Source organism: Micromonospora pallida, assembly GCF_900090325.1.
GTDB classification, from domain to species: domain Bacteria; phylum Actinomycetota; class Actinomycetes; order Mycobacteriales; family Micromonosporaceae; genus Micromonospora; species Micromonospora pallida.
Genome location: NZ_FMHW01000002.1, coordinates 5207978 through 5228905 on the forward strand (window position 1 = coordinate 5207978; position 20928 = coordinate 5228905).

General features: G+C 71.6%; 17 protein-coding genes. 3 read left to right on the forward strand and 14 right to left on the reverse strand.

Annotated features, from left to right (window positions below):
- Positions 1-97 precede the first annotated feature (97 nt).
- Positions 98-1294: an acyl-CoA dehydrogenase family protein gene (locus GA0074692_RS21555; RefSeq protein ID WP_091646977.1), complete on the reverse strand. Its 1197-nt coding sequence runs from the start codon at positions 1292-1294 to the stop codon at positions 98-100.
- 176 nt (positions 1295-1470) lie between these two features.
- On the opposite strand from GA0074692_RS21555, the gene GA0074692_RS21560 reads away from it, so the two are divergent.
- Positions 1471-1869 (forward strand): DUF4190 domain-containing protein, encoded by a 399-nt coding sequence (locus GA0074692_RS21560; protein WP_091646978.1) that lies wholly within the window; start codon positions 1471-1473, stop codon positions 1867-1869.
- A 3-nt stretch (positions 1870-1872) separates the two neighbouring features.
- On the opposite strand, the gene GA0074692_RS21565 is transcribed toward GA0074692_RS21560, so the two are convergent.
- Positions 1873-2772, reverse strand: coding sequence for an SDR family NAD(P)-dependent oxidoreductase (locus GA0074692_RS21565; protein WP_091646979.1), 900 nt, complete (start codon positions 2770-2772; stop codon positions 1873-1875).
- A gap of 121 nt (positions 2773-2893) precedes the next feature.
- Between GA0074692_RS21565 and GA0074692_RS21570 the strand changes: the two genes are divergently transcribed.
- Positions 2894-3523 carry a DUF4190 domain-containing protein gene (locus GA0074692_RS21570; RefSeq protein ID WP_091646980.1) on the forward strand — a complete coding sequence of 210 codons (630 nt, stop codon included), beginning with the start codon at positions 2894-2896 and terminating at the stop codon, positions 3521-3523.
- Positions 3524-3662: 139 nt separating this feature from the next.
- On the opposite strand, the gene GA0074692_RS21575 is transcribed toward GA0074692_RS21570, so the two are convergent.
- Entirely contained in the window at positions 3663-4619 is a 957-nt protein-coding gene (locus GA0074692_RS21575; protein WP_091646981.1) for an HpcH/HpaI aldolase/citrate lyase family protein, read from the reverse strand.
- Between the two features lie 104 nt (positions 4620-4723).
- Between GA0074692_RS21575 and GA0074692_RS21580 the strand changes: the two genes are divergently transcribed.
- Complete coding sequence (locus GA0074692_RS21580) at positions 4724-5542, forward strand: SDR family NAD(P)-dependent oxidoreductase (protein ID WP_176738722.1); 819 nt, start codon at positions 4724-4726, stop codon at positions 5540-5542.
- 89 nt (positions 5543-5631) lie between these two features.
- Here GA0074692_RS21580 and GA0074692_RS21585 read toward each other — a convergent pair whose 3' ends face one another.
- From GA0074692_RS21585 to GA0074692_RS21635, 11 genes are all read right to left on the reverse strand, one after another.
- Positions 5632-6936, reverse strand: a complete 1305-nt coding sequence (locus GA0074692_RS21585) for a sulfate adenylyltransferase subunit 1 (RefSeq protein ID WP_091646983.1) — start codon at positions 6934-6936, stop codon at positions 5632-5634.
- Positions 6936-7850, reverse strand: coding sequence for a sulfate adenylyltransferase subunit CysD (gene cysD, locus GA0074692_RS21590; RefSeq protein ID WP_091646984.1), 915 nt, complete (start codon positions 7848-7850; stop codon positions 6936-6938). Before cysD ends, GA0074692_RS21585 begins: the two co-directional genes overlap by 1 nt.
- The gene (locus GA0074692_RS21595) at positions 7847-8716 is read right to left on the reverse strand and encodes a 3'(2'),5'-bisphosphate nucleotidase CysQ (RefSeq protein ID WP_091646985.1); all 870 of its coding nucleotides are present in this window, start codon (positions 8714-8716) and stop codon (positions 7847-7849) included. The genes cysD and GA0074692_RS21595 overlap by 4 nt, the downstream gene beginning before the upstream one ends.
- A gap of 38 nt (positions 8717-8754) precedes the next feature.
- On the reverse strand, positions 8755-9576 hold the full coding sequence (locus tag GA0074692_RS21600; RefSeq protein ID WP_091646986.1) for an ABC transporter permease: 822 nt from the start codon (positions 9574-9576) through the stop codon (positions 8755-8757).
- Positions 9573-10709 carry an ABC transporter ATP-binding protein gene (locus GA0074692_RS21605; RefSeq protein WP_091646987.1) on the reverse strand — a complete coding sequence of 379 codons (1137 nt, stop codon included), beginning with the start codon at positions 10707-10709 and terminating at the stop codon, positions 9573-9575. The genes GA0074692_RS21600 and GA0074692_RS21605 overlap by 4 nt, the downstream gene beginning before the upstream one ends.
- Before the next feature lie 47 nt (positions 10710-10756).
- Positions 10757-11836: an extracellular catalytic domain type 1 short-chain-length polyhydroxyalkanoate depolymerase gene (locus tag GA0074692_RS21610; RefSeq protein WP_245730407.1), complete on the reverse strand. Its 1080-nt coding sequence runs from the start codon at positions 11834-11836 to the stop codon at positions 10757-10759.
- Between the two features lie 140 nt (positions 11837-11976).
- Positions 11977-13800: a hypothetical protein gene (locus GA0074692_RS21615; protein WP_141725365.1), complete on the reverse strand. Its 1824-nt coding sequence runs from the start codon at positions 13798-13800 to the stop codon at positions 11977-11979.
- A 107-nt stretch (positions 13801-13907) separates the two neighbouring features.
- Complete coding sequence (locus tag GA0074692_RS21620; protein WP_091646988.1) at positions 13908-14867, reverse strand: sulfotransferase; 960 nt, start codon at positions 14865-14867, stop codon at positions 13908-13910.
- A 26-nt stretch (positions 14868-14893) separates the two neighbouring features.
- A complete protein-coding gene (locus GA0074692_RS21625) occupies positions 14894-15772 on the reverse strand; it encodes an alpha/beta fold hydrolase (protein ID WP_245730723.1) in 879 nt (292 codons plus the stop codon).
- A 2-nt stretch (positions 15773-15774) separates the two neighbouring features.
- Complete coding sequence (locus GA0074692_RS21630) at positions 15775-16089, reverse strand: acyl carrier protein (protein ID WP_091456623.1); 315 nt, start codon at positions 16087-16089, stop codon at positions 15775-15777.
- Between the two features lie 39 nt (positions 16090-16128).
- Positions 16129-20928: a type I polyketide synthase gene (locus tag GA0074692_RS21635; protein ID WP_218106697.1), complete on the reverse strand. Its 4800-nt coding sequence runs from the start codon at positions 20926-20928 to the stop codon at positions 16129-16131.

Sequence of the window (20928 nt, forward strand, 5' to 3'; positions counted from 1 at the left end):
GTCACGGAGGTGCCGCTGAGCCACTCGCGGCCCCGGGGCCGGCCAGCCGGAGGCGCCGCCGGCCCGCCGAGTCGACGCGGAGCCCGGCCGGGCCGGATCAGAGCTGGTACTCCTTGAGCAACCCGCGAGAGATGATCGTCTTCTGGATCTCCGAGGTGCCCTCACCGATCAGCAGGAACGGGGCTTCGCGCATCAGCCGCTCAATCTCGTACTCCTTGGAGTAGCCGTAGCCGCCGTGGATGCGGAACGCCTCCTGGACCACCTGGGCGCAGTACTCGCTGGCGAGCAGCTTGGCCATCCCGGCCTCGACGTCGTTGCGCTGGCCGGCGTCCTTGAGCCGGGCGGCGTTGACCATGAGGGCGTGCGCGGCCTCGATCTTCGTACCCATCTCGGCCAGCTTGAAGGCGATGGCCTGGTGCTTCGCCAGTTGCTGGCCGAAGGTCCGGCGCTGCTGGGCGTAGGCGACGGCCAGCTCGAAGGCGCGGATGGAGATGCCGCAGGCCCGGGCGGCCACGTTGACCCGGCCGACCTCGATGCCGTCCATCATCTGGTAGAAGCCACGGCCGACCTGGTCGGCGCCACCGAGCACGGCGGAGGCCGGGACGGTCACCCCGTCGAGCACCATCTCGGTGGTCTCGACGCCCTTGTAGCCCATTTTGTCGATCTTGCCGGGGATCGTCAGGCCGGGTGCGGTCTCGCCGAAGCCCGGTGCCTTCTCCAGCAGGAAGGTGCTCATGTTGCCGTAGACCGAGTCGGCCCCGATGTCGGTCCTGACCAGGGTCGCCACCACCGACGAGTACGCCCCGTTGGTCAGCCACATCTTCTGGCCGTCGATGACGAAGGTGTCGCCGTCGCGGACCGCCCTCGACCTGATCGCCGATACGTCCGAGCCGCACTCCGGCTCGGACATCGAGAACGCGCCGCGCACCTCGCCGGTGGCCATCCTCGGCAGCAGCCGCGCCCGCTGCTCCGCCGAGCCGTGCTGCGAGATCAGGTACGCCACGATGAAGTGGGTGTTGACGATCCCGGAGATGGACATCCAGCCCCGGGACAACTCCTCGACCACCAGGGCGTAGGTGAGCAGCGACTCGCCCAGGCCGCCGTACTCCTCGGCGATGGTCAGCCCGAAGAGCCCCAGCTCCCGCATCCCGTCGAGGATGTCGGTGGGGTACTCGTCGGCGTGCTCGAGCCGCTGGGCGTGCGGGATGATCTCCTTGTCCGCGAACTCCCGGACCGTCTCCAGGATCGACCGCTGCACATCGGTCAGGCCGGGCGTCTGGGCGAGTCGGGCCATCTCAGCCTCCGGGTCCACGGGATTACCCACCGGTAATCGAACGCTCGGGCCAGTATGTGTCGCCCATGTCGACCGGCCAAGGTGACCGGTGGGCAGAAGCCGTGTGAAATGCTTCACCGCTACTGTTAGCGTCCGCAACAGACGAGCATCCGGCAACGGCCGGCGAGGAGGAAGTCGTGAGTTACCCGCCACCGTCCGAGCCGGGTTGGGGCGAGCAGCCGTACAAGGGCGAGCAGCCGCAACCGCACTGGGGTCAGCAGCCGCACTACGGCGAGCCGCCGCCGTACGCGCCCCCGCCGCCGTACGGACAGTTCGGACCGCCCCCGCCCACCAGCGGGAACACGAACGTGATGGCGATCCTGTCGCTGGTCTTCGCGTTCGTGTTCTCCCCGGCCGGCATCGTCCTCGGGCACATGGCCCGTAAGCAGATCCGGCAGACCCACGAGCAGGGCGAGCAGCTCGCCCTCTGGGGCATGATCCTGAGCTACGTCTTCACCGGGCTCTACCTGCTGTTCTGCTGCGGCTGGCTCGGCCTGGTGGTGTGGGCCGGCGCGAACAGCGGCACCACCACCTGAGTTTCAGCGGAACTGCGCCTCGCGGACGCTGTTCCCGCCGTCCACCACGAGCATCTGCCCGGTGATGTACGAGGCGGCCGGCGAGCAGAGGAAGACGATCGCGGCGGCCACCTCGTCGGGCGTACCGGGCCGCCCGACCGGGGTGCCGAGCCCGTGCTTGATCTCCGCCACGGTCGACGCCGCAGTGTGGATGGTGCCCGGCGCCACCGCGTTGACCGTCACCCCGTCGGCGATCATCTCCATGGCCAGCGCCCGGGTCAGCCCGACCACGCCCGCCTTCGCCGCCGAGTACGCCGCCTCGGTGGGCAGGGCGTTGACCGCCCCGGCGGTGGCCGCGAGGTTCACGATCCGTCCCCAGCCGCGCTCGGCCATGCCCCCAATGAACGCCCGGCTGCACAGGAACGCGGTGTTCAGGTTCCGGTCGATCTCCGCCCGCCACTCGTCGTAGCTGAGCTGGGCCACCGGACGCAGCACCTCCGGGCTCGCCCGGCTGGCCAGACCGGCGTTGTTGACCAGCACCTCGACCTCGCCGAGCTGCTCCGCGACGGCGTCGGCCAATGCGGCTACCTCGGCTTCGTCAGTGAGGTCGGCGACGAACCCGGTGGCCCCGAGTTCACTGGCCCGCTCGTGGATTCGCCGGGTGGTGGAGACGATGGCGACCCGGGCACCGAGATCGGTCAGCCGGCGTGCCGTGGCGTAACCGATGCCGTCCGGGCTGCCGGCGCCGGTCACCAGCGCCACCCGCCCGTCCAGCCGCATGGTCACCGGCTCGGGCAGGGGCACCGGATCGTCCTGGTCGGCCAGTGCCGCCGCAAGCGAGGCACGGGTCCGTCGGGCCATCCCCGGGCGGCTCGCGTCCCGACGGGATCGGCTGGGACGGTCCGCGCGCGCGTCAATCGCCATGCCGCCGATCCTGCCCTGCGCCACAGGGTCCGGGCAACGCGGCACCCGGTAACGCGTTGCCCGGCTGTCGCCCGGGGTGACTACCCTGACGGCGCAGCCAGGACACGACGGAGATGACGCGATGACATATCCCTCACCCTCGGAATGGCAGGACCCGGCCCGGTCGGATCCCTCCTCCGCCCCACCGGTCGACCCGACCCGGTCGATGACCGACCCGCCGGTGCCGGCGCAGCCGGCCGGGGTGGACCCGTACTCCCCAGAGCAGCCGGCCGGGGCCGACCCGTACATTCCGGCGCAGCCGGCCGGGGCCGACCCGTACGTTCCGGTGCAGCCGACCTCGGGGCAGCCCGTCGCCGACGCGTACGGGACGCCTGGCTACGCCGCGGGCTACCCGACGCCCGGCTACGCCGCCCCGGGGCACCCGCCGGCCGGCTACCCTCCGGCCGGCTACCCTCCGGCGGGCTACCCGGCGTACCCCTACCCGCCGGCCCGACGGACCAACACCCTCGCCCTGGTGGCGCTGATCATGTCGCTGGTGGGCATCGCCTCCTGCGCCACCGCACCGGTCGGCGCGATCCTCGGCCACGTCGCCCAGCGGCAGATCCGGGAGACGGGCGAGGACGGCGAGGGCATGGCGAAGGCCGCGATCATCGTCGGCTGGGTGCTCACCGGCCTCATCGGCCTGGGGGTCGCGATCTACGTCGCAGTCATCGTCTTCGCGGTGTCGCAGTCGGGCGGCAGCACCTACTGATCCGCCGGGGCCGGTTCGTCCAGCGGGACCCGGCCCGCCGCCGCGCCGCGCTCGGGCAGGCTGACACGACCCGGACGGGCGCGCGTCGACGTACGGAGCCGGTTCGGTTGCCCACCCCGTCGACCACTGTGGCGGCGACTCAGTCGGTCGGCGGGGTGAAGGTGGCGGTCCGGGTCATCCCGGCGGCCCGCCCCTTCGCCGCGACCACCAGCGCCATCTTGCGGGACGCCTCGTCGATCATCTCGTCGCCGAGCATCACCGCGCCGCGCCTGCCCCCGGCCTCCGAGGTGTAGTGCTCGTACGCGTCGAGGATCAGCTCAGCGTGGTCGTAGTCGGCCTGGGCCGGCGAGTACACCTCGTTGGCGGCGTCGATCTGGCCCGGGTGCAGTACCCACTTGCCGTCGAAACCGAGCGCGGCGGACCGCTTCGCCACCTCGCGGAAGGCGTCGACGTCGCGGATCTGGAGGAACGGGCCGTCGATCGCCTGCTTGTCGTGCATCCGGGCGGCCATCAGGATCCGCATCAGGATGTAGTGGTACGGGTCGCCCGGGTAGTCCGGGATGAGCGCGCCCACCGCCAGGGACCTCATGTTGATCGAGGCCATGAAGTCGGCCGGGCCGAAGATGATGGTCTCGACCCGGGGCGAGGCGGCGGCGATCTCGTCGACGTTCACCAGCCCGGCGGCGTTCTCGATCTGCGCCTCGATGCCGATCCGGCCGACCGCCAGGCCGAGTGTCTTCTCCAGTTGGGTGAGGGTGAGGTCGAGCCACTGGACCTGCCCGGCGTTCTGCACCTTGGGCAGCATGACGCAGTCCAGGTTGGCGCCGGCCCCCTCGACCACGTCGATAACGTCCCGGTACGTCCACGGGGTGGTCAGGTCGTTGACGCGGACCACCCGGGTCTTGCCGGTCCAGTCGCCCTCGTTGAGCGCGGCGACGACGTTCTTCCGGGCGTCCGGCTTGGCCAGCGGGGCGACGGAGTCCTCCAGATCGAGGAAGACCTGGTCGGCCGGGAGGCCCTGGGCCTTACCGAGCATCTTGACGCTGGAACCCGGCACCGCGAGGCAGGACCGGCGGGGACGCCCAACTGCGGCCATCGATTGCGCTCCTTCTCCCGTCCGGCGAGGACTGCGGACGGGACGACACTGGGTGCTCGGCTACGTCACGGTAGCCTCGCGCCATGACGCCGGAGAACGCACCTGTGGAAGATGTCACCCGACGGCTGGTGGTGGTCACCGGCGCCAGTTCGGGCATCGGGCTGGCCGCTGCGGTGGACCTGGCCGGCCGGGGTGACCAGGTGGTCCTGGTCGGACGTGACCCGGCCCGGCTCACCGCCGCCGGAGAGCGGGTACGGGAGGCGAGCGGGGAACGCCCCGAGCTGTTCCGGGCCGATTTCGCCGTGCTGGACGACGTACGCGGGCTGGCCGAGCGGCTGCGGGCCGCGTACGACCGGATCGACCTGCTGGCCCACAACGCCGGGGCCATCGTGTTGCAGCCGGTCACCACGATCGACGGTTTCGAACTCTCCATCCAGGCCAACCACCTGGCCCCGTTCCTGCTGAGCAACCTGCTCCGGGACCGGATCGGCCGGATGGTGGTGACTGCCTCCGCCGCGCACCGCAGCGGCGCACTCGACCCGGACGACCTGAACGCTCCCCTGCGCCGGTACCGGTCGATGGGTGCCTACGGCACCAGCAAGCAGGCGAACATCCTGTTCACCGCCGAGGCCGCGCGCCGATGGCCGGAGGTGCCGGCGCACTGCTTCCATCCGGGCGTGGTGCGGACCCGCTTCGGCAGCGAGAGCCGGCTGCTCTCGTGGAGCCTGCGGGTGCTGCCGTTCCGCAGCCCGGAACAGGGCGCGGACACGCTGGTCTGGCTGGCCCGCGAGGATCCCGCCCGGCTGGTCGACGGCGGCTACTACGTCGACCGGCGGCTCCACCGCCCGCTACCGAAGGCCGCCGACCGGGAGTTGGCCGCCCGGCTCTGGGCAGCCAGCGCGCGGGCGGTCGGCTGCGACTGAGGTGCCCGGCCAGCCGGCTCGACTGCGGTGGTTGCAGGGGGCCCTTCCTCATCAAATAACGGTAGGAAGGGTCCCCTGCTACCGGTTTGTCAGGTGGTTTCGACGATCATCGCGGCGGCGACGGTGCGGTTGGTGGCCTCGTCGATGATGATGAACCCGCCGGTGGTGCGGTTTCGGCGGTACTCGTCGGCGAGTAGCGGCACGGTGGTGCGGAGCCGGACCCGGCCGATCTCGTTCAACTTCAACTCGCCCGCGGTGTCGTCACGGTGCAGGGTGTTGATATCCAGCCGGTAGTGCAGGTCACGGACGATCGCCCGGGCGGTGCGGGTGGTGTGTTTGATCGTGTACCGGCCGCCGATCTGCAACGGTCGGGTCTCGTCCATCCAGCACACCATCGCCTCCACATCCTGCGTCGGGGTGGGGGCGTTGTTCGGCCGGCAGATCATGTCCCCCCGCGAAATGTCGATCTCATCCGTCAGGCGGACGGTGACGGACATGGGTGGGAACGCCTCGGCGACCGGCCCGTCGGCGGTTTCGACCGACGCGATGCGGGAGGTGAACCCGGACGGCAACACCATGACCTCGTCGCCCGGCTTGACCACACCGGAAGCGACCTGCCCGGCATAACCCCGGTAGTCGGTGACCGTCGTCGACTGCGGACGGATCACATACTGCACGGGGAAGCGGACGTCGACCAGGTTCCGGTCGGAGGCGATGTGCACCCGCTCGAGGTGGTGCAACAGGGACGGGCCTTCGTACCAGGGGGTGTTCTCCGACCGGGTGACAATGTTGTCACCCTTCAACGCCGAGATCGGCACCACGGCGAGGTCGGGGACGTCGAGTTTCGCGGCGAACGCGGTGAACTCGTCGGCGATCCGCTCGAACACCTCCTGCGACCAGTCCACCAGGTCCATCTTGTTCACGCAGAGCACGAGGTGCGGCACACGCAACAACGAGCAGAGGAAGGCGTGGCGGCGGGACTGCTCCACCAGACCCTTCCTGGCGTCCACCAAAATCAACGCCAGATCAGCGGTAGACGCACCGGTGACCATGTTCCGCGTGTACTGGATGTGCCCCGGAGTGTCAGCAATGATGAACTTCCGCCGCGGCGTAGCGAAATACCGGTAAGCGACATCGATCGTGATGCCCTGCTCCCGCTCCGCCCGCAACCCATCCGTCAACAAGGCCAGATTCGTGTACTCGTCACCACGAGCAGCCGAAACCGCCTCCACCGCCTCCAACTGATCCGTAAACAACGACTTCGTGTCATACAACAACCGACCGATCAGGGTCGACTTGCCGTCGTCCACACTGCCCGCCGTGGCGAAGCGCAGCAGGTCCATGGCCCGGAACGCGGAATCGCTGTCGAGTAGCGGCATGGTGTCGGTGCTCATCAGAAGTAGCCCTCCCGCTTGCGGTCCTCCATCGCGGCCTCACTCACCCGGTCGTCTCCCCGGGTCGCACCCCGCTCGGTGATCCGGGTCGCCCCGACCTCCTCGATCACCTTCTCCACCGTGTCCGCGTCGGAGCGGACGGCGGCGGTGCAGGACGCGTCTCCCACCGTCCGATAGCGGACCTGCGCCACGAACGGGGTTTCCGACGCCCGGGGCTGGATGAACTCGTTGACCGCGTAGAGCATGCCGTCCCGCTCGATGACCTCACGGTCGTGCGCGTAGTAGATCGACGGCAGAGCGATCCGCTCCCGAGCGATGTAATGCCACACATCCAACTCGGTCCAGTTCGACAACGGAAACACCCGAATCGACTCACCCGGATGATGCCGACCGTTATACAACGACCACAACTCCGGACGCTGATTCTTCGGATCCCACTGCCCAAACTCATCCCGGAACGAGAACACCCGCTCCTTCGCCCGCGCCTTCTCCTCATCCCGACGCGCCCCACCAAACAACGCATCAAACCGATGCTTCTCCACCGCGTCCAACAGCACGGGGGTCTGAATGCGGTTGCGGGTGCCGTCCGCCGGCTCGGTGACCAGGCCCCGGACCAGGGCCTCCGGCACGCTGGCCACGATCAGGTGCAGGCCGAGTTCGTCGACCCGCCGGTCGCGGTACTCCAGCACCTCGGGGAAGTTGTGGCCGGTGTCTACGTGCATCACCGGGAACGGAATGCTCGCCGGCGCGAACGCCTTCTCCGCGAGCCGGAGCATCACGATCGAGTCCTTGCCACCAGAGAAGAGCAGCACCGGCCGCTCCATCTCCGCCACCACCTCACGCATCACGAAGATGCTCTCCGCCTCCAACGCGTCCAGGTGGGACGTCTGGTACAGCGCCGATCCGCTGTTCATCGCTCTTCCTTCCTGACCAGGGACGTCTCCGATGGGGCCGACCCGGCGTTGGCCGTCGACAACTGTCGGCTCAGCGCCGCCAGCAGCGGCGTGGCCAGTTCCGGACGGCAGACCAGCAGGTCGGGCAGGCGGGGATCCACCTCGTTGTAGGTCAGCGCAGATCCGTCGATCCGGCAGGCGTGGAAACCGGCCGCCGTGGCCACCGCCACCGGTGCGGCCGAGTCCCACTCGTACTGCCCCCCGGCATGGATGTACGCGTCCACCTCGCCGGTCACCACCGCCGCGATCTTCGCCCCCGCCGAACCCATCGGCACCAACTGCGCGCCGATCTCCTCGGCCAGGTCGGTGAGGAACGCGGGGGGACGGCTGCGGCTCGCCGCCAGCCGGATCGGGGCGCCGTCGCCGGTCCGGTCGGCGCGGGACCGCAGCGGAAGCTCCGTGTTCAGCACCCGTCCCTGGGCGGGCAGACCCACCGCCCCGGCGATCAGCCGGTGCGGGGTGGACGCGTGCCGGTGCCAGAGCGCCACGTGCACCGCCCAGTCCGAGCGGCCCTCCTCGGAGAACTCCCGGGTCCCGTCCAACGGGTCGATGATCCACACCCGGTCGGCGTCCAGCCGGGTCGGCCCGCCGCCGGCCGACACCGAACGGCGCGAGTCGTCGTCCTCCTCGGAGAGGACGGTGTCGGTCGGTCGCCACCGGGCCAACTCGGCGAGGAGGAACTCGTGGGAGGCCCGGTCACCGGCGGCCTTCAGCGCGGCCGGGTCCGCGTGGCCGTGCTCGGCGCGTACCGCGAGCAGCAGTTCGCCGGCGCGGGCCGCGAGCCACTTGGCGAGCCCGCCGTCGGACTCCGGTGGGTTGATCGACATCTGCACTCCTCCTGCGGGATCGGGGCTGGTGGACGTGGTCACTGGACGGCCCGCCGGGTGAAGGACCGGACGCTGAGCCAGGTCAGGGCGGCGGCCATGCCGGTCAGCGCCAGCACGCAGACCCAGGCCGGCATGTGCGGTACGTCGGGCAGCATCGCGCCCCGTACCCCCTCCGAGACGTACGTCATCGGGTTGAACGCGGTGACCACCTGGAACCAGCGCATCGACTCCAACCGGGGCCACGGGTAGTGGATGCAGCCGGTCCAGATGATCGGCGTGACGATCACCGAGAAGGTGACGTTGATCCGCTGGATCGGCAGGATGGTGGAGAGGGTCATCCCGATGCCACCGCCGACCCACGCGCCGAGCAGCGCCACCAGCAGGGCGGTCGGCAGGCCCTCCAGCCGCCACGGCGCGGAGCCGACGACCAGGGCCCCGAGCGGGTACATCAGCACCGCCGCGAGCAGGCCCCGGATGGTGGCGACCACCAGCTTGCCCACCGCGACCAGGCTGGTGGGGAGCGGGGCGAGCAGCCGGTCCTCGATCTCCATGGTGAAGCCGAACTCCTTCACCAGCGGCAGGGCGGTGCTCTGCAACGCGGTGGTGAGCGCGGCGAGGGCGATCACGCCGGGCAGGAAGAGGTTGGCGAAGGACCGCTCGACGATGCCCTGTCCACCGAGGATCGTGCTGAACACGAAGAGCATGAACAGCGGGGTCATGCCGACCTGGAGCAGGATTACCCACAGTTCCTTGCCGGTGACCATCAGGTCGCGCCGGAGCAGGGCGAGGAAGACCCGGGCGGCGGGCGGGCGGCGCCGGGCCTCGCGGCGTACCGGGGTGGGGGTGTCGAGGGCGGTCACCGTGGGTCCCTTCCGGTGAGTTCGATGAAGACGTCCTCCAGGCTCGGCTCTCCGATGTGGATGTCGTTGAGCGCCGCCGACCGGGCGGTGAGCAGGGACAACGTCGGGCCGAGCAGGGCCGCGGGGTCGGTGGCGAGGTGCAGGCGTACCCGGATCCGGCCCTGCCCGCCCGCCGCGGCCAGGGTAGCGGTCGGCGCGTTCCCGTTGGCCCGGGCTCGGGCGGCGAGCTTCGCCAGGGCGGCCGGCCCCAACTTGGCGAGCGCGGCCCGACCCGCGGCGCCCAGGGCGGCACCCCGACCCGCGCCGGCCGCACCCACCGGCAACGGCCGGCGCTCCGCCTTGCGTACGCCGTCCATCTCGCGCAGCGCGGCGACCACCTCGTCGGCGTCGTCGCGGGCGGCCGGGGTGACCGTCAGGTCCAGGATGGCCTGCCCGGCCAGTCCCCGGACGAGGTTCTGCGGGGTGTCCACGGTGAGCAGCTTGCCGTGGTCCACGATGCCCACCCGGTCGACCAGGTTGGCGGCGTCGTTCATGGCGTGCGTGGTGAGCACGATCGAGACGCCCCGCTCGCGCATCTCCCGGACCCGGCTCCAGATCAGCAGCCGGGTCTGCGGGTCCAACGCGTTGGTCGGCTCGTCGAGGAAGAGCACCTCGGGATCGTGCATCCAGGCTCGGGCGATCATGAGCCGCTGCGCCATCCCGCCCGAGTACGCCTCGATCCGCCGGTCCGCGCGCTCGGTGAGGCCGAAGCGTTCCAGCAGGTCCTTGGCCCGTTCCTCGGCCTCGGCCCGGGGCACCCCGTGGTAGGCGGCGTGGTAGACGAGGTTCTGCCGGGGGGTCAGCGCCCGGTCGAGGTTGTTGTGCTGGGGCACCACCGCCAGGTTGGCGCGGGCGCCGACCGGGTCCCGGCTGACGTCGACGCCGCCGACCAGGGCCCGGCCGCCGGTGGCCCGGAGCCGGGTGGTGAGGATGCCGATGGTGGTCGACTTGCCGGCCCCGTTCGGCCCGAACAGCCCGAAGGTCTCACCCGGCGCGACGGTGAACGACAGTCCGTCGACGGCGTTGGTGGTGGCCCGGGGGTAGCGCTTGACGAGATCGACGACCTCGACCGCCGGACCGTCTCTGCTGGGCATGCCTTCTCCTGTTCTGGGGGGTGCGGGGTGCGGGGTGCCGGTCGGCGTCAGGCGCCGGCCGGTCGGGGGTGCGCGCTGAAGAACTTCCAGATCTCCGCGGTCGCGTCCAACGCGGTCGAGGGGGGTTCGAGGCCGAGAAGTTGCTCGGCGCGCGGGTTCGGCTTCCCGCCGGGCCACTGGTGACCGGCGTCGGCGATGGTAATCAGGTTGACGGCGCGGCCCTGCGCGCAGGAGGTCGTCGACCGGGTCACCGGCCCGTCGGCGCGTTCCGTCGGCGCGGCGCAGTCGTCCACCGTGCGCCACTTCGCCATCAGCTCGGTCAGCGGCGGCCCGTCGATCTTCACCGGGTTCCGGCCGGTGCCGCCGTTGTCGCGCTTGCCCGGACCACCCCGGTACGGCATGGTCTCGTCGCGCAGACCGTGGATGTGCAGCACGCTGGCCGGGGCCGGGGACGCGCACTCGCCGGCCAGCGTGGTCGCCACCGCACCGACCGCGGCGAAGAGGTCGGTGTCGCAGGCCAGCCGGTACGCCAGCAGCCCGCCGTTGGAGATCCCGGTGACGTAGGTGCGGGCCGGGTCCACCGGCATCCGCTCCCGGAGGGTGCCGACGAGCGCCTCGATGAAGGCGACGTCGTCGACCCCCTGCCGGACCGGCTGGCCGCAGCAGTGTTCGCTGACCGCCCAGGCCCGCTTCACGCCGTCCGGGAAGGCGACCACGAAGCCACCCCGGTCGGCCTCCTCGGTCCAGCCGTACGCCTCCTCGGCCTGCTCGCCGGTGCCGGCCGCGCCGTGCAGCATGACCACCAGCGAGACCGGCTTGGCCAGGTCCAGTGCGGCGGGCCGGTAGAGGCGGTAGGTCCGCTCCCGGTCGTCGACGGTGAGGGTGTGCGCGCTCGACCCGGCCGGCACGGCGGAGCCGGACGCGGTGGCGTTCGGGGCCGGTGAACCGTCACCGCCGCGCCGCTCCGCGCGCCGGTCGGCGGTACAGCCGGCGACGCCGGTCAGGCCGACCAGGACGGCGAGGAACCCGGCGAGCAGGAACGGGGGGCGGTGCCGGCGGGTGCCACCGGGGGCACCCGCGGGCCGGGAGGCCGTGGCCTCCCGGTGGAAGGCAGTCAAAGGCATCATATGCCCACTTTCACCGGCAATTGTTCGAGGAGTGTCAGGACTTGCCATACACCGGGCAAGGAAATCCGGGTGGGGTCGGGCCCCGGCGGTGAAGTCTGCGGGCGCAGCACCGCCGGGACCCGGTGAGGCGTGCCAACGCGTCAGTGGTGGCCTCGGGTGTCGTACCGGATCAGCTCCCAGCCGCCCTCGGGCACGTCGTCCGTCGGGTCGGCCCGCAGGTTCATCGGGTTGGCCGTGCCCAGGTAGAGCGTGGCCCCGTCGGTGACCATGTTGCGGATGCCGTAGTTCAGGTAGTTGCCGACACCGGAGTCGCTGACCAGCTTGGCCGGCTCCCTGGTGGACTCGAAGACCATCAGGTCACCGCCGTAGACCGGCTCCGGCAGGGCAGGGTCGTCGTCGGCCGTCGTCGCGGCCAGGGACGGTGCGCTGAGCGCCCGGGCGGCCGCCTCGACCGGCAGGCCAGCCATCGCGGCGGCCTCCTGGCTGAGTTCCTTGGCCAGGTAGCTCCAGTCCATCGTGCCGACGTAGAGCCGGCCGCCGGCCACCGCCATCTTCCAGGTGTAGTTCAGGTACGGGTTACCGAAGCCGGACGAGCCGTAGAGCGGGGTCTGCCCGGTCGAGACCTTCGCCCAGGCACCCGCACCACCGTTCGCCGCCGGGTCGTACGCGGGCAGTTCGGTCGCCCCGTAGAGCAGCTCGATCTTCTGCTTCCGCTCGCCCAGCTTCTTGCCCCGGTAGATGCTGATCGACCGCTGGGTGTTCTGGATCGTCGCCTGCCGCGCCTCGTCGCTGGCCGGCGGGTAGGCCAGCAGGTGCTGCCTCGTCGCCTTCAGCGGCACGTGCATGGTGCCCCAGTAGAGGTACCCGCCGTAGGAGACCATGCCGCCCAGGCCGTAGCCGGCGGCCACCACGGCGTCCGGCTCGTAGGTGGAGACGTCCCAGATCTGCTGCCAGGCGTCCACGTCCTCGGGGTTGAGGCCGGGCGCGCCGTGGGCGAGGACGGGGCTCATCCAGATCGAGGCGAGCTTGTTCGGCGGAGCCGGCTCGTCGGCGGCGGTGGCCAGGTCGGCGTCCGAGCCGGGCCAGGTGCTGACCACGACCCGCCCGTCGTGGACGGCGATGTCGGCGGCCTGCGCCGGCAGGTTGGCGACGATCTGGAAGTTGAACGGGTCGGCCTTGCTGCCGATCCAGCGCAGCACGTGACCGCGCAGCGAACCGTTGGCGCCGACGCCGACGCCCCCGTACAGGGCACCCTCGGCGACGGTGAAGTGGCGGATGTTGCCGAACTCGGGGAAGTTCCGCGAACCCAGGAAGGCCCCGGTGTCGGTGTCGAAGGCGAACAGGTTGATGGACTTGCCGATGGCCGGCCCACCGAGCAGGGCCACCCCGCCGAAGTTGCCGGCCGCCCGGATGCCGGTCGTGCTCCGCAGCCGGTCCGAGTGTTCCTTCGCGGAACCGATCACCAGGTCGGTCTTCTCGGTGAGCCGCTTCGCCTCGGTGTCGTAGGTGTAGAGGCGAGGCGTCCGGTGGTCACCCAGATAGCCCGGTAGCTGCGGGTTGGTCTTGACGATCTGGCTCTCCTGGTACTCGCAGACCCAGTCGTCGTTGAGGACCGGCTCGTTGCTGCCCAACTGCCGTCCGCTGGTGAGGCAGTTGACGTTGGCGCCGCTGCCGAACCAGATGTCGTCGCCGGCCCGGGTCATCCCCCACAGATACCCATGGTTCACCTTGGCCTGCCCTGAGGCGCACGGCGGGCCCGCCGGGTAGGGCTGGCCGACGCCGGCGAAGCACTCGTCCGGCGCGGCCTTCGCGATCACCTGCGGATTCGGCTTCGGCTGGTGGTGCCGGTCGTCGCCAGCGGTCGGCGCGCCGAGCGCGGTTGTCGGGGCTGTCAGCGCGGCCCCGAGCCCCAGTACGGCGACGGCCGCCCAGAGCCGCCGCGAGTGGTTCCGGATGGGTTTCACACTGTCTCGCTTTCGTGCCGGTTGTCGAAGACGGTTCGAGCCGGACGGCCGGACCGTGGCTGGGGTTCGACGCAGGTCAGGCGGCGACGCCTCGCGCGAGTGCCCCGTCAGCCGACCGGCTGACGGGACCGGGACGGGTCGACGACCTTGTCGGCCACCTGCTCCGCCCACGTCTCGGGGTGGTCAAAGTCGAGGAAGCGGCCGAGTCGGCCCAGTTCGGCAACCGGGTTGGCGACCAGTTCCTCGTACCGCATGGTCAGCAGGTGGGCCGGCTTCTCGTCGGCCAGCGCCTGCTCGGCCTGGGCCGCCATGAACGCGCAGAGGCCGAGGTAGCGGCGCAGGTCCTGGCCGCGCTCGCGGAGCGCGTCGGCGGTCAGCCGGTCCGGCAGGAACTGCTCCATCTCCGCCGGCACCTCCTGGCCGGGCTGCACCCGGAACGGGTCCAGCCCGCAACGGCCGAGGAACTCCACCCGGAGCTGGATGAGCTGGAACGACGAGTGCCGGCTCATCGACTTGGCGGTGGGCTCCCAGTCCCGGGTCAGGTAGACGATCTTCGCCTCGGGAAAGCCCCGGAGCAGGTACGGCGCCACGTGGCTGGAGCCGCCGGACCGCTCCACCCAACGCTTCCGGCCGGTCAGCACGGCCAGCAGGTCCAGGAAGTCCTGGTGGTGCCGGGCCACGCTCTGCTCGGGGAAGTCGGGCACCCGCCGGGCCAACTCGTCGAAGAGGGCGTCCGGGTCGTCGGAGACCTTCGACAGGGTGATCGCCAGGATCCGGGGCAGCTCGGTCATCCGGTCGCCCCACCGACCGGTCGCCGGGTAGTGCAGTTCCTTCGGCGGCAGCCCGATCCGGAACAGCGTGGACAGCTCCGCCTTGGGGCTGGACAGCACGTCCCAGTACTCGGCTCCGGTGATCACCTCGGCGCTGCGCGCCCACGGCGCCACCGACATGAAGAACTCCTGGGCGGAGAGCGTGTCCGGCTCCTCCGCGATCAGGTCGGAGAGGAGCGTCGACCCACACCGTCCACTGCTGATGATGATCGACCGGCCGGTGATCGGGGTGTCCATCGGGAGTCCTCCTGCGAGTTGCGTGGTCATGAGGTGGTGGTGTGGTCGACGGCGAGCCCACCGGCGACGGTGACCCCGTGCTCGGCGGGCGTCCCCGCCCCGACCGGCAGCACGCACTCGGCGGCCAACCAGTCGAAGACGTGCCGGCGGACCCGCTCGGGCTGGTCGATCAGGACGGTGTGCTTCTCTTCGGGTAGAACGACCGTGCGGGTCTGCGGCAGCACCCGCCGGACGACCGGGGCCAGCTCGCCCACCGCCGACCGGCCGCCGTAGAGGCAGAGCACCGGGCAGTCGATGGCCGCGAGCTGGCCGGCCGGCGGGAGCTGGCTGGCCGGCAGTTCCTCGGCAAGCGTGGTGTCGGTCAGCATCTGCCGGGTCTCGTCGGCCCGGCGGGCGGCGAGCCGCCCCCGCCGGGCCCCGATCTCGGCCACCGTGCCCTCCTTGGGGAGGCGGTCGGCGACCCGGGCGAGGCGGACCTTCACCCGGGCCATCCACTCCGGGACGGGTGGAGCGGACTCGACCGCCACGATGCCGGTGACCCGGTCCGGATGCCGCGCCGCGTACCCGAAGGCGATGGTGCCGCCGAAGGAGTTGCCGCAGAGCAGCAGCGGACCGGTCACGTCCAGCTCGGTGAGCAGTCCCGCTAGGTCGTCGACGAAGTCGGCGAGGGCGTACCCGGTGGCCGGCCGGTCGCTGCGTCCGTGCCCGCGCAGGTCGTACAGGACCACCGGGAACCCGGCGGTGGCCAGCGGCTCGGCGAGGGTGAAGTACCAGCTCGCCATGGTGTCCGAGGCCATGCCGTGGATCAGCACGGCGGTCGGCATCGGCGCTGACCGGTCCGCCGGTGGCGGGTGGGGCGGGTCCAGGCGCTGCGCGTGCAGCGTGATCCCGTTCGCCCGGACCATGGTCACCGGGCGGCCACCTCGACCGTGCCGCCGGCCTTCGCGTCGAGCGCGTCGGCGATGTGCGTGACCAGGTGCCCGACGGTCAGGTCGGCGACGTTCTCCAGGTCCAGCTTGGCGACGAAGTGCGCGAAGTTGACGGTGTCCCCGTACCGGGTCTGGAGTCGGCCGGCGAGCGAGACCACGTCGATGCTCTCCATGCCGAGCTCGTCCCGGAAGGTGGTGTCCATGGTGATCTCCTGGTCGGCGACGAAGTCACCGAGCACGGCCTGGATCATCTGGGTGATGTCGGCGAGGACCTTGGCCTGCGTCGCGGACATGGGGTTGCTCCTTTTCGGATCGGCTGATCGGTGCGCGGGTCAGATTCGGGTGCCGTCGGGGGCGGTGGCGGGCTCCGGACCCCAGGTCCAGGCCACGACGTACCGCCGGGGCGGCAGGTCGTCGGGGTTGGCGACCTCCCGGTGGCCGACCCGGTAGGTGCGGCCGGCCGTCTCGACGGTGAGCGCCTCGTCGGTGGCCGCCCGGACGGCGATCGGGTGCGGGCCGCCGGCCGGGCCGACGCCCTCCGCCTTGCCGACCGCCTCGCGGGCCGCCCGGAAGCGGGTCGCCCAGTGCTGGCGTCGTGCGGCGTCCGCGCCGGCCAGCGAGGCCAGCAGCGTCGTCTCCGCCGGGTCGAGCACGCAGCCCGCCGGCAGGTCGGCGACCTCGGCGACGTCGATGCCGACACCCGGTCCGCCGACCGGTTCCCCCGGGGTACGCGGCTTCGCGATAGCCACGCCGATCTCCTGGCAGTGCGCCAGCGACACGTCGCAGTCGCGCCAGCCCCGACCCTCCCGGGCCTGGACGAACGGTCGGCCGGTCGGGTCGTTGCCGACGGTCAGCTCGATCGGGTAGATGTCGGTGTGCCCGTCCGCCCAGAGGCGGGACCGGACGGCGTCCTTGGCCGCGATCCGGCCGAGCATCCACTGCTTGCGGGTCTTCGCCGGGTGCCGTTCGTACTCGGCGTTGGCGGCGCCACCGAGGATGCCCCGGGCCGCCATGCCCCGGGTGACCAGGTCGGTCCAGCAGTCGAAGGCCATCGTCCAGCCCTCCGGCTGGAACAGCGACATCGGGTACTTCTCCGGGAATCGCTCGGCGACCCGGGCCTGCGGATGGCTGTCGAAGCGCCGGTCCACCGCGCCGTTGATCTGCGCCCAGACCCGGCCCTGGTAGCTGAGCTGGGTGTCCGCGATGAGCTGCCCGTCGTCGATGGAACGGACCCGGGCGACGCATTCGAACGCCCGCCCGGCCGGCGGGGGCGGCCCGAAGAACTCGACGTGCCGGAGACCGACCGGCAGCGCCACGGTCCGGATCGGCTGGGTGGTGATCAGCCAGTTGCCGATGACCTGGAGCGCGTTGTCCAGCAGCGCGCCGGGCGGCACCGGGGCGGTGACGACACCCCGGACGTGCATGTCGCCGATGGCGTGGATCTCGCTGACCCCCTGGAACTGGGGACCGTGGAACATCAGCCGCTCGGCGTACATCTCGTCCGCGGGGAGCGTGGTCGGCCGCTCGGTGGCCGGGTCGTGCGTCCAGGGCTGCTCGGTCGGCTCCGGGTAGGCGCTGCTCATCTCGACGGTGGCCCGGGCGTACGAGCCGATCGCGCAGGTGTACCGGTTCGACCCGGCCTCCCGCACGGTGATCTCGACGTCCTGGGCCGGTTCGGCGATCAGCCAGCGGTTGAACTTGGCGTCGTGCACCGCGATCACCCGCTGACCGGGCAGGAGCTGCTCGGCGGCGTCCATCATGTGCTGGACCAGGGCGGTCGCCGGCACCACCGGCCAGCGGTCCTCGATGTTCGGCCAGTCGTCCGGCTGCACGAAGAAGCAGTGGTCCCGCAGGTACGGCATGGTCTCGATGGAAACCCGCAGGGTGATCCGACCGACCTCCTTGGCGGCCGGAGCGGGACGGACGGCCGGCGGTGCGGCCGGCCGCTGCGGCGCGACGGCCGGCGTGCCGGGACGGGCTCCGGCGACCGCCGGGCCGCCGGTCCGGGCCGGGGCCGCCGGTGCGGCACCCGGTCGGGGCGCGACGGCCGGGGTGGTGCCGGCACGGGGAGCGGTGACCGGCGTGGTGCCCGGTCGGGGCGCGACGGCCGGCGGTACCACCGGCGGCCGGGGAGCAGCGGTGGGACGCGGCTGGACGGGCGCGGCCGTGCCGCCCGCCTTGGCCAGCACGTTCGCCGTGCCCTGGGCGGTGTCCCGGAGCAGGGCGGCGAGTTCGGCGGCGGCCCGGGAGTGCCCGGCGAGCTGGCTGAGCGCGGCCAGCGCCCCGGCGGCTTCGCCGGTCGCCGCCGGTGCGGCGGGCTGGGCAGCGGCATCCGGCGCCGCGGCGGCCGGGGAGCCGTTGCCCGAGGCGGGCAGGCCGAGTAGACCGGCCGCGTCCTCGCCGAGCCGGACCAGCGGTCCACCCAGGTCGAGCTTGATGGTCGGACCACGCTTGCCGGTACCCACGGTGCTCTTCGCCGCCGGAGCGCGACCACCCGGGGTGGACAGGACGCGCAGGTCCGGCGAGCCACCCTCCACCCAGAGCGCGGTCGCCACCCGGCGGAGCTGGTTGAGTCCGCCGCGGTGCGAGACGTTGACCGGAATCGCCAGGTGGTCCTTGCCGCGCAGGTTGTCGTCGATGAGCGAGGCGAGCTGGCCGGCACCGACCTGGAGGAAGACCCGGAAACCGGCGTCGTACATGTTGGCGACGGTCTGCCGGAACCAGACCGGCTCCATCATGTGCCGGATGAACAGGTGCCGGACCTCGTCGAGATCGTCGGGGCACGGTGCGGCCAGGGTGCCCGACCAGATCGGAAGCTGGCTCGGCTGCACCCGCAGCCGGCCCAGCGCGTCGCCGATCGAGCGGAGCCCGTCGCCGAAGATCGGGGTGTGGAACGCCGACTTGAAGGGCAGCTTCTGGCAGAAGACGTTCCGCCCGCGCAGCACCTCCACCAGGCGGTCGACCTCGGTCTCCGGCCCGTTGACCACGCACTGCTGCGGGGCGTTGTCGTGCGAGAGCACCACCCCGGGAAAGTCGGGCAGCAGGGGCGTGACCTGGTCCGCCGCCGTGGCGGCGGCGGCGAAGACGTACCCGGAGATCTCCACCGACTCGGCGCTGAACATGGCGAGGAACTCGTCCATGCTGGCCCCGTCGGCCTGGCCGCTGACCGCGGCGGCGGTCCACTCGCCGATGCTGTGCCCGGCGACCGCGTCGGGCGTCACGTTCATCCGACTCAGCGCATCGTGCAGCATCTTGCCCACCTCGATCAGGCCGGCGCCGTGCTGCCCGAGATCCTCCATCGACCAGGGGCGGTCCGGCATCCCGAAGTGGGCGGCCATGTCGGTGGTCCGCGGCGAGAACTCCGCCTCCAGACCGGGGAAGACCGAGATGAGCTTGCCGCCGCCGGCCAGCAGCGGGTCCGGGGTGAACCAGATGTCCCGGCCGCCCCGCCATGCCTGGCCCCGGGCCACCGTCTTGCGGGCCACGGTGAGCAGCTTGTCGCTGGGGTTGACGATGCCGAGCCGGACGCGTTCGGCCCCGTCGACCGGGCCGGGTGCGGCCTGGGCCCGCTCGGCGCCGAGCCGGCGTACCGTCACGTCGTCCTTCGCCAGGAGTTCGGCGAGCGCGGCCGAGGTCGGCGCGGCGAGCCAGAGCACCTGGTCCGGCTCGTCCACCACGACCTTGCCGTCGGCCGTCGCGGTCAGTCCGGACGTCGGCAGGGCCACCCCGGCCGAGTCGGTCACCTGCTCGACGATCACGTGGGCGTTGATCCCGCCGAAGCCGAAGGCGTTCACCCCGGCCCGGCGCGGGCCGTCGGTCTCCCACGGCTGGGCGGAGGTGATCGGCGCGAACCGGGTCTGGGCCATCTCGGCCCGCGGGTTGTCGCAGTGCAGGGTGGGCAGCAGCACGCCCCGGTAGACGGCGAGCGTCGCCTTGATCAGGCCGGCGGCGCCGGCCGCCGGCATGGTGTGGCCGATCATCGACTTCACCGAGCCGATCACCGGCTTCGGCCCGCCCCGGTGCGCCCCGAAGGTCTGCCCGATGGTGGTCAGCTCGGCGGCGTCGCCGGTGGGGGTGCCGGTGCCGTGCGCCTCCAGCAGGCCGAGGGCGTCCGGGGCGGTCGGGTCGAGGCCGGCTGCCGCCCAGGCGCGCTCGATGGCCAGCACCTGACCGGAGACCGCCGGGTTGAACATGCTCGCCGACTTGCCGTCGCTGGAGACCCCGCTGCCCCGGATCACCGCGTAGACCCGGTCGCCGTCGCGCAGCGCGTCGGCGTACCGCTTGAGCACCACGATGCCGGTGCCCTCGCCGATCAGCAGGCCGTCGGCGTTCGCGTCGAACGGCCGAATCTCACCCTGCCGGGACAGCGCCCGGAGCTGGTTGAACACCGACCAGAAGCTGATGTCGTGCACGTGGTGCACGCCGCCGGCCAGCACCGCGTCCAACCGGCCGTTCTGCAACTCGGTGATGCCCTGGTCGACCGCGATCAGCGACGAGGCGCAGGCCGCGTCGATGGTGTACGCCGGGCCGCGCAGGTTGAGCCGGTTCGCCACCCGGGACGCGGCCAGGTTCGGGACCAGGCCGATCGTCCCCTCCGGCTGGTACGGGCCGAGCCGCTCGTCGAACTTCTTGCGGAGCATCTCCAGCCGGGCCGGGTCGACGTCCGGGATCAGCTCCCGGAGGATGCTGATGACCTGGCTGGACATCCGGACCCGCTGCGCGTACCGGGCCTGGGCGGGGCTGAGGATGCCGCCCCGGCCCAGAATCACCCCGACCCGCTCCCCCGACGGGAGCTTGTCCGGGCCGCCCGCGTCGTCGATGGCCTTCGCGGCCACCTCGAGGGTGATGAGCTGGTCGGGCTCGATCTCGTGCACCGACGCGGGCATCACGCCGAACTTCAACGGCTCGAAGGTGGCGTACTCGTCGACGAAGCCACCCCGCCGGCAGTACATCCGGTCCGCCCGGTGGGCCTGCTCGGGGTCGTAGAACTCCTCGTCCCAGCGGTGCTCCGGGACGTCGGTGATGGCGTCCACGCCGCTGACCAGGTTGCGCCAGTAGCTGTCCAGGTCACCGGCCCCGGGCATGAGCGCGGCCATACCGACGATCGCGATCTGCTGATCGGGCTTGGTCAC

Excerpts from the sequence above, each read along its gene's own strand:
- GA0074692_RS21555 (WP_091646977.1), bottom strand. The coding sequence starts at position 1,294 with ATGGCCCGACTCGCCCAGACGCCCGGCCTGACCGATGTGCAGCGGTCG.
- GA0074692_RS21565 (WP_091646979.1), bottom strand. The coding sequence starts at position 2,772 with ATGGCGATTGACGCGCGCGCGGACCGTCCCAGCCGATCCCGTCGGGAC.
- GA0074692_RS21570 (WP_091646980.1), top strand. The coding sequence starts at position 2,894 with ATGACATATCCCTCACCCTCGGAATGGCAGGACCCGGCCCGGTCGGAT.
- GA0074692_RS21575 (WP_091646981.1), bottom strand. The coding sequence starts at position 4,619 with ATGGCCGCAGTTGGGCGTCCCCGCCGGTCCTGCCTCGCGGTGCCGGGT.
- GA0074692_RS21585 (WP_091646983.1), bottom strand. The coding sequence starts at position 6,936 with ATGAGCACCGACACCATGCCGCTACTCGACAGCGATTCCGCGTTCCGG.
- cysD (WP_091646984.1), bottom strand. The coding sequence starts at position 7,850 with ATGAACAGCGGATCGGCGCTGTACCAGACGTCCCACCTGGACGCGTTG.
- GA0074692_RS21595 (WP_091646985.1), bottom strand. The coding sequence starts at position 8,716 with ATGTCGATCAACCCACCGGAGTCCGACGGCGGGCTCGCCAAGTGGCTC.
- GA0074692_RS21605 (WP_091646987.1), bottom strand. The coding sequence starts at position 10,709 with ATGCCCAGCAGAGACGGTCCGGCGGTCGAGGTCGTCGATCTCGTCAAG.
- GA0074692_RS21610 (WP_245730407.1), bottom strand. The coding sequence starts at position 11,836 with ATGATGCCTTTGACTGCCTTCCACCGGGAGGCCACGGCCTCCCGGCCC.
- GA0074692_RS21620 (WP_091646988.1), bottom strand. The coding sequence starts at position 14,867 with ATGGACACCCCGATCACCGGCCGGTCGATCATCATCAGCAGTGGACGG.
- GA0074692_RS21625 (WP_245730723.1), bottom strand. The coding sequence starts at position 15,772 with ATGGTCCGGGCGAACGGGATCACGCTGCACGCGCAGCGCCTGGACCCG.
- GA0074692_RS21630 (WP_091456623.1), bottom strand. The coding sequence starts at position 16,089 with ATGTCCGCGACGCAGGCCAAGGTCCTCGCCGACATCACCCAGATGATC.